Source organism: Butyrivibrio sp. (assembly GCF_024699075.1).
Map to the genome: position 1 here is coordinate 1 of NZ_JAILQF010000123.1, position 6498 is coordinate 6498.

Sequence of the window (6498 nt, forward strand, 5' to 3'; positions counted from 1 at the left end):
TGTCAGTGATCTGTCATAAGCAGAGATTCCTGTACTTGTATCTACATGGTCAATTGATACTGTAAATGCAGTCTCGTGATTATCTGTATTGTTGGTCACCATCATTGGGATCTGAAGTCTTAATGCAATTTCTTTACTCATAGGCATGCATATAAGACCTTTACCAACACTTGCCATGAAATTTAGATTTTCAGGTGTTGCATATTCTGCAGCGCAGATAAGGTCTCCTTCATTTTCTCTGTCAGGGTCATCTGCAACTACTACGATCTTGCCGCATTTAAGGTCTTCGAGTGCTCTTTCTACAGACTCATTGTCAAAATTTTTATTCATGATCGTTTCCTTTCTTACTGATAACTTTCTTACTGATAACTATCTTCCTGATAACTATCTTCCTGATACCTTTTTTCCAAAAAAATATCTTTTTAAAATCCATGTTCTGTAAGGAATTCCATTGTGATTCCTCCACCTTTTGAAGGATTTAATAGCTTCTGAACGTATTTGGCTATCACATCATTTTCAAGATTCACCTTATCGCCTTTTTTCTTGTCAAGAAGGATTGTCTCTGATCCTGTGTGCGGGATGACAGATACGCTAAAGCACGAAACATCTACCGATACGACTGTAAGGCTTATTCCGTCTATGCATATAGATCCCTTCTCTATTATGAGATCAAGTATTTCAGGCTTTGCTCCTATGGTTACAACTACAGCATTGCCATCTTTTACCATAGATATGATGCTTCCCGTTCCATCTATGTGGCCGCTTACTATATGGCCTCCAAATCTGCCATCTGCTGCCATTGCCCTTTCAAGATTGACCTCTGCCATAGAATTAAGATCTCCAAGATTGGTCCTTTTAAGTGTCTCAGGCATAACATCAGCAGTGAATGACTTATCATCCATAGCCGTAACAGTAAGGCACACTCCGTTAACTGCTATGCTGTCTCCTGTTTTGGTCCCTTCTAAAACCTTGGATGCTCCTATTTTGATAAAAGAGCTACTGCCTTGAAGGTGCTTATTTAATAGCTTTCCCTTTTCTTCAATGATTCCTGTAAACATAATGTATTTACCTTTACTTTTTTTATTATCTGCAGACCTTGAAGATATACTATTCGCAACTTATGATTTGATTCCCTCGGTTAGCCTATAAATGTAATCTTTATAGGATTCCAGAGTCATCATTTTCACAAGAATAGATTATTTATGATTTGCGAAATTTGAATTGCTTAAAGTCTGATAGTCTTTGGTTTATAGGTTTCATATTCAATTAGTATATCTTCGTCAAAGCTGCTTACTTTAGGATTTGAGAGTCTTATACTGTCGCTCATCTCATCAATGCCCATTTCGCCAACAGGTGTGAAAGCTCCCTTTCCTCCTACTATTTTTGGCCCAATAAAGGTATATATTTTATTGACCTTGCCAGCTTTTAAAAACGAAGCATTGATATGTCCACCGCCCTCAACAAGGATTCCATCTATCTGCATCTTGCCAAGTTTTTTAAGAAGGTCTTTAACATCTATATGCTTTCCATTATCTTCTTTCTTAACTCCCAAAACCTGTACTCCAAGTTCCTTGAGCTTTGCTACTTTCATGAGTTTATCTTCACTAATAAGGTCATTATCAGTGGAAAAATGATCCATACCATTATCTGTCTTATGTGCAAAGGTTTCTTCAGATTCTTTTTCCAAATAATTATCATTTGTATACTCATCAAGGCAGGCCACTATTACAGGTCCTTCACTTGTAGTTCTTACAAGTTTAGAGTCAAGTGGGATATTTAGATGGCTGTCCATCACAATTCTTACAGGATTCCTTCCTCCTTCTATCCTGCAGGTAAGAAGCGGATCATCAGCAAGAACAGTGCCGATACCTGCCAGAATTCCTGTGTAATAAGACCTTAACTTTTGGACATGATTTCTTGCCTTCTCTCCGGTGATCCATTTGGAGCTCCCCTTATCTGTTGCGATTCTTCCATCTGCTGTCATCGCATACTTTAAGGCTACGTAAGGCTCTTTGTTAGAAATATAATGGAAAAAGACCGGATTGATCTCATCGCACTCATCTTTAAGGTAGTCTTCAATAACTTCTATCCCGTGTTCACGAAGATATGCTGTACCCTTTCCTGATACTAGCGGATTAGGATCTCTTGATCCTATGACTACTCTGTTTATCCCGGCTTCTACTACTGCGATAGTACAAGGCGGCTGCTTGCCATAGTGGCAGCAAGGTTCAAGAGTTACATATATGGTTGCTCCCTTAGCGCTTTCATTAAGGCTTTTGATAGCATTTCTCTCAGCATGAAGTCCGCCATATTTTTGGTGACAACCTTCTCCGATTATCCTGCCGTCTTTTACTATAACTGCGCCTACAAGCGGATTTGGATTAGTATGTCCCTTTGCAGTAAGAGCAAGTTCAATTGCCCTTTTCATGTACCGAGGATCTAAACCGTCTTTATACAATATGTCTTTGTCCAAGTGTCCCCTTTCTTAATTCGGGGGGTTTATTGTGGGAAGTTTAAAAATGATTTAGAAGAATCATTATTAGATAATACTAAGATTACGCATTTAGATGCTTCAATAGCTTTTGGATCTGACCTTGTCATATCCACCGCCAAATAAAAAATGTGCCTCTTCGGAAAGAGACACATTACCATCTATCATTTGCAGGACCTATATCCATTTAATATAGATATAGCCTTAGTATAACGGTAATCTCACTTCTCTCATCCAGACTCTACTGTCGGCCCCGGAATCTCACCGGATCATGCCTATTGGCTCGCGGGCTATACCGCCGGTTGGGAATCGCACCCAGCCCCGAAGTAATAATCGTATTTATATTAAATTTAAATGTTAGCTTTCGCTCACGATGCTAAGTATAAATTGGATGCCTATAATTGTCAATGGGAAAAAATTATGATGTCAGCACCATTTTACCAGCGCTTCATATTAGTTTCGAATTTTTCTTTATATATATCTTTGAGCTCATCTGATGAAATCCCATAGCACAGCATCACATCATTATAATACATAAGGACATCTGCCATCTCTTCAACAAGATCTTTTCTAAGTTTTGCATCATGCAAAGCCTTATCGTCTCCGTTCTTTTTGACAATATCTATTACTTCACCAATTTCACCTATCATCCAAAGAAGTTTGTTCTTGCCGGTCTCCGGGCATATAGGCTCCCACTTATCTTTATATTTGTCCTGAAGTACTCTCTGCATTTCCTGCATTTCATTAACGGTAAATTCTGACATCCTATCCCCCTGTCATTGTCACATATATGTTGCATAAAAAAAAAATAATGAATGTGTGAAGCCTCACATTTCTCTCTTAAGATCCAGATATGACTGTAAATGTGCTATTCCGATATTACTAACAGTATAAACATTTGCACCACGTTCACTCATTTCCTTAATAGAACAATTCTTAAGAAGCTCTTCAATGGTGCTTTTTATTTCCTTTTGTGACATCCCGGCATGTGCACGCAGGTCTTCCGGAAAAACAGGTCTTTGGTACTGCTTTTCCAATTGGTATATACGAAATAACCTAAGTGCCAATTCTCTGTTCATATCTATTTCTCCTTTTTACATTCAGGATCATTTATAAAAACACTATGTATTAAACTATATTACATTATACCGATATAGCGTCATTGTTTGTAGTACTGTTTAGATATACTGCAAATATTTATTTTAAAATTTCAAGCTTTTTAAGCGCCGTTTTGAACTGCCATGCAAATATGATAGCTGTAAAAGTTACCGCAATAATATCAGCAACTGGTTCTGCCATATATACTGCCATTGTTTTGTCCTGTAATATATTCAGATTAGGAAGAATATATATTAAAGGTATAAGCAGAACAAACTTTCTTACAACAGCAACAATTATAGAATACAACGCATTACCAATTGATGTAAATGTAAGCTGGCAGGAAACCTGTATACCAAAAACAAACAAAACAGCACAATATATTCTAAGAGCATTAGCCGAATAATCTATAAGCGCAGAATCATTTGAGAAGATACTTGCAAAAGCTCTTGGAAAAAGCATTATTCCAAGGTATAGCGAAACCGAATAAATAAGGCATATTATGAGTAGCAGTCTAAATGTTTCTTTTACTCTTGCCACGTTTCTTGCGCCATAATTGTAGCTTGATATAGGCTGAGCTCCCTGTCCTATTCCCTGTAAAGGAAGCATTGCAAACTGCATAGTGCTTGTACATATTGTCATTGCACCTACTGCTACATCTCCGCCATATTTAAGGAGAGAAGAATTAAAGCAAACTGCAATAATACTTTCACTAAGCTGCATTATAAATGTTGCAGTTCCAAGTGTAAGACAAGGAACGATAATATTCCTTTTTATGAGTAAATATTTACGCCTTATCCTGAGAAAAGACTTATCGCTACATAAAAATTTCACGCACCAGATACAGGATATAGCTTGGGAAATGATGGTTGCAAGTGCAGCGCCTCGTACTCCCATGCCAAATATAAAAATAAATACCGGATCAAGAATAATATTACAAACTGCGCCGATCAAAACGGTAAGCATTCCTGTTTTGGCAAATCCCTGCGCTGTTATAAACATATTCATACCTAGCGTAAGCTGGACAAAAACTGTACCAAGCGCATAGATCGTGATGTATGATGATGCATAAGATATAGTATTATTACTCGCACCAAAAAGAAGTAATAATGGGCGGTTAAATACCAGCAAGACTGTTGTCAAAACTGCAGAAATGATCAATAGTACTGAAAAACAGTTTCCAAGAATATTTTCCGCATGAGCATAATCATTTTTTCCCATAGAAATAGAAGCCCTTGGAGCTCCTCCGGAACTAACAAGAGCTGCAAATGCTGAAACAACCAGGATCAGAGGCATGCACACTCCAACACCTGTAAGAGCAAGTGCTCCGTCGCCAGGCATATGCCCTATATAGATTCTGTCAACAATGTTATATAAAACATTAACAAGCTGTGCTATAACTGTTGGCAATGCAAGCTTAAATAAAAGCTTGTTAACAGGTTCTTTTCCAAGAAATTCTTTATCATCTGTCATTACTCATTCTCCTAAAATCAAACTCATAAACTACTAATTGCTAAGCTCATTTATTTCAGTGTCATAAACTACTCGTTGCTAAGCTCTTTTATCACATTGCAATAAACTACTTGTTGCTAAGCTCTTTTATCACATTGTCATAAACATGCTGAAGGTACTTTTGCATCATTCCAAGCTCAGATGCAGTAAAATCCTTAGTTAAGACATTTAAAAAAGCTTTTTGAGCCTTCTGACCATCCTTGACCATCTTTTTGGAAGCAGGCAAGAGAACCAGATGATATGTCCTATGATCTCCGTTTCGATATTCTTTCTTCAGATAATTCTTTTCCTCAAGAGATCGAATTGATGTTGAAACATGAGACTTGGTCAAATGTCTTTTGTTCACAATGTCTGTCGCTGTATCATATTGAGGATTATTGGCAAGGAAAAGAATAATCGCCATCTCCATATTAGTTAACTCGTATTTGTTACATACCTTACTGATACTGCGGTTATACAATTCTTGTGTTGAAGCAATAAAGTCCAATACAGTCATGTCAGCCTCCTATTGTTCTATTTAGAACAGTTCCAAAATAGAATAATACATCTTTATGGCATTGTCAAATTACCGTTCTTAGATGGTGGTTAGTTGGGTGGATCATTCATTATCACTTGGTCATATCTACTTATAAATAAAAGCAATAATATCTGGTCTTATAAAAAATGTGTTTTTTGATAATATAATCAGTATCAGTTTGGTGATATATTATCCGAAAACGAAAGAGGAGAGAATTATGAAGACATTAGACAGAACTAAACCATTAATGAAAATTGCTTATGCTGGTCTCATGGCAGCTCTTTGCTATGCGGGTTATGCTGTATTTCCTGCAATCAGCGCAACCGGAACCAAGATTCATATCGGCAACGCATTTGTAGTACTCGGGGCTCTTCTTTTAGGTGGTCCTTACGGCGGAATTGCCGGCGCAATTGGTCTTTCCATAGCAGATATTCTTGGTGGATATGCTCTTTCTGCTCCCAGAACTTTTATCTGCAAATTAGTTATAGGACTTGTTGTAGGCCTTGTAGCTCACAGATTTGCAAAGATATCCCATGATCATCCCAAAGCATATATCGTAAGATGGGCTATAATTTCAGCAGTTGCTGGTCTTGGATTCAACTGCGTTTTCGAACCAACGCTTAAATATATTTGGTATACACTTCTTACACCTAATGCTGAGAAGGCTGCATCAGCAATAAGCGCGCTTATGGCAGTTACTACAACTGCTACAATCATAAATGCAGTTATTAATTCAGTTATAGGAGTTATTGCTTATCTTGCACTTCGCCCTGCTCTCTTTAAGACTGGTCTTTTAGGAGAAATCGATAGCGAAGTTAAGAAATCGGCTTAATATGACTAACCCCCACAGGCAAAGCCGTGGGGGTTTAGTCATATATTT

At 37.6% G+C, this 6498-nt stretch carries 8 protein-coding genes and 1 riboswitch; of the genes, 1 reads left to right on the forward strand and 7 read right to left on the reverse strand.

Annotated features, from left to right (window positions below; translation table 11 throughout):
* The 7 genes from K6G87_RS04860 to K6G87_RS04890 form a co-directional block, all read right to left on the reverse strand.
* Window positions 1-330, reverse strand: a 330-nt coding sequence (locus K6G87_RS04860) for a 3,4-dihydroxy-2-butanone-4-phosphate synthase (RefSeq protein WP_296834596.1), incomplete at its 3' end; no start/stop codon positions are given.
* A gap of 92 nt (window positions 331-422) precedes the next feature.
* Window positions 423-1058, reverse strand: coding sequence for a riboflavin synthase (locus K6G87_RS04865; protein ID WP_296834598.1), 636 nt, complete (start codon window positions 1056-1058; stop codon window positions 423-425).
* Between the two features lie 167 nt (window positions 1059-1225).
* Window positions 1226-2428, reverse strand: coding sequence for a bifunctional diaminohydroxyphosphoribosylaminopyrimidine deaminase/5-amino-6-(5-phosphoribosylamino)uracil reductase RibD (gene ribD, locus K6G87_RS04870; RefSeq protein WP_296834599.1), 1203 nt, complete (start codon window positions 2426-2428; stop codon window positions 1226-1228).
* 281 nt (window positions 2429-2709) lie between these two features.
* Window positions 2710-2824: riboswitch (FMN riboswitch) on the reverse strand.
* 104 nt (window positions 2825-2928) lie between these two features.
* Window positions 2929-3255: a MazG-like family protein gene (locus K6G87_RS04875; RefSeq protein ID WP_296834600.1), complete on the reverse strand. Its 327-nt coding sequence runs from the start codon at window positions 3253-3255 to the stop codon at window positions 2929-2931.
* A 63-nt stretch (window positions 3256-3318) separates the two neighbouring features.
* Window positions 3319-3570 carry a hypothetical protein gene (locus K6G87_RS04880; RefSeq protein ID WP_296834602.1) on the reverse strand — a complete coding sequence of 84 codons (252 nt, stop codon included), beginning with the start codon at window positions 3568-3570 and terminating at the stop codon, window positions 3319-3321.
* 118 nt (window positions 3571-3688) lie between these two features.
* Entirely contained in the window at window positions 3689-5062 is a 1374-nt protein-coding gene (locus K6G87_RS04885; RefSeq protein ID WP_296834604.1) for an MATE family efflux transporter, read from the reverse strand.
* A 106-nt stretch (window positions 5063-5168) separates the two neighbouring features.
* A complete protein-coding gene (locus tag K6G87_RS04890; RefSeq protein ID WP_296834606.1) occupies window positions 5169-5597 on the reverse strand; it encodes a MarR family winged helix-turn-helix transcriptional regulator in 429 nt (142 codons plus the stop codon).
* A 238-nt stretch (window positions 5598-5835) separates the two neighbouring features.
* On the opposite strand from K6G87_RS04890, the gene K6G87_RS04895 reads away from it, so the two are divergent.
* Window positions 5836-6450, forward strand: coding sequence for an ECF transporter S component (locus K6G87_RS04895; RefSeq protein ID WP_296834608.1), 615 nt, complete (start codon window positions 5836-5838; stop codon window positions 6448-6450).
* Window positions 6451-6498 lie beyond the last annotated feature (48 nt).

Bases quoted from the DNA above. Each gene is read 5' to 3' on its own strand.
- K6G87_RS04865 (WP_296834598.1), bottom strand. From the start codon at position 1,058: ATGTTTACAGGAATCATTGAAGAAAAGGGAAAGCTATTAAATAAGCAC.
- ribD (WP_296834599.1), bottom strand. From the start codon at position 2,428: ATGAAAAGGGCAATTGAACTTGCTCTTACTGCAAAGGGACATACTAAT.
- K6G87_RS04875 (WP_296834600.1), bottom strand. From the start codon at position 3,255: ATGTCAGAATTTACCGTTAATGAAATGCAGGAAATGCAGAGAGTACTT.
- K6G87_RS04880 (WP_296834602.1), bottom strand. From the start codon at position 3,570: ATGAACAGAGAATTGGCACTTAGGTTATTTCGTATATACCAATTGGAA.
- K6G87_RS04885 (WP_296834604.1), bottom strand. From the start codon at position 5,062: ATGACAGATGATAAAGAATTTCTTGGAAAAGAACCTGTTAACAAGCTT.
- K6G87_RS04890 (WP_296834606.1), bottom strand. From the start codon at position 5,597: ATGACTGTATTGGACTTTATTGCTTCAACACAAGAATTGTATAACCGC.
- K6G87_RS04895 (WP_296834608.1), top strand. From the start codon at position 5,836: ATGAAGACATTAGACAGAACTAAACCATTAATGAAAATTGCTTATGCT.